The sequence below is a fragment of the Bartonella sp. AP21QHHD genome (assembly GCF_042196205.1).
Lineage (GTDB): Bacteria > Pseudomonadota > Alphaproteobacteria > Rhizobiales > Rhizobiaceae > Bartonella.
In genome coordinates this window covers 1-1,283 of record NZ_JBHIPT010000105.1, presented here as the reverse complement: position 1 = coordinate 1,283, position 1,283 = coordinate 1, and the positions used below count along the sequence as shown (strand labels likewise).

Annotated in this window: 1 protein-coding gene; it reads right to left on the bottom strand. The window is 41.2% G+C overall.

The annotated features are described in order from the left end of the window. Positions 1-1,031: tyrosine-type recombinase/integrase (locus ACFIMC_RS06585; protein ID WP_375633128.1), on the bottom strand; the 1,031-nt coding region annotated here is incomplete at its 3' end. Between the last annotated feature and the right edge of the window lie 252 nt (positions 1,032-1,283).

Sequence of the window (1,283 nt, the reverse complement as noted above, 5' to 3'; positions counted from 1 at the left end):
GGGGCATCGGTTGTTTCAGCGAGCCAATCACGTAAACTAGAACGAAATCCATGGGGGCATGCCTCAATTTTATTGTCTCTCATATATTGAGCCATACAATTTGCAGCGAGGGGACCCCGACCGGTTGCAGAAAAGAAGAAATCATTGCGAGAAAGCAAGCGCGCTTGTTTTAAGATTTCTAATGCTTCTGATGATAGAGGCACGCGAAACTCTTCTGTAGTATCACGTCGACCTTTCATATTTTCAGCAGGGATTGTCCAGATATCGCCATCAACTTGGTCTTTATGAATATGACACAAAGGGTTGGTACGAACGCCTGTCAAAATAAGCAAACGCAAAGCCAGTTGTGTTAAGGTTGATGCTTCGCAAAGTGTTTTATAAAAGGCAGGGACATCTCTCCAATCCATAGCTGGAAAATTTTGCGTTTTATGGCGTTGTTTACCTAAGAGAGCGCGTGCTTTTTCTGTTGCTTGTAAATCAACATCCAAACCCAAAGCAGCCGCATGTTTGAGACAAATATTAAGGCGGGTAAGAGCTTTATCAGCTGTTGCTGCTTTTGTATGCCAAATGGGAGCAAGTGTATTGCGTATCTCTGTTTGTGTAATCTCTGAAACGGGGAGGCAACCTAATTTGGGGAGAATATGGAGTTTTAAGGGTAAAAACCAACGCCCATCTTTACCATCTCCTTTTAGTTCAGCTTTACGGCTTTCAAAAGCATCCAACGCGATATCTTTTAAATAATGGAGATTACTTATTGCCTCACGCTTTTGTTTATTGCGTTCTTTAATGGGGTCACGACCTTCACGAAGAACAGAGCGCCACCCAGTTGCCAATTCACGGGCTTGTTTTAAAGAGACATCTCTCAAGGCACCCAAGCCCATTTCACGGCGCCGACCATGAATGGTAAAACGGTAAATCCATTGAGCACCTCCATCTTTACGCTTATGAAGTAACAAGCCGGCACCATCATTATATTTGCCAGCTCCCAATGTTGCGACAGCCCTTGCATTAAGACGGTTCATAAGAGCCATTTTTAGTCCTTTCTTATACAAATTTTATCCATACACTCATCCCACTTGTTATGTACAAATGAGTGGTTTTAGTTGATTCAAGATAAACAGATTTGAAATGAGAGAATCTTACGTTATTCGGGATTCTAATTCAATATGAATAACGCTATATTATCATTATAAATCAATGTGTTATCTGAGTTCTGATCAACATCATAAGTTTGCATTGGAGTGTAAGGACCATGTTTCTTTAGAGCCTTTGTTATCATCAGA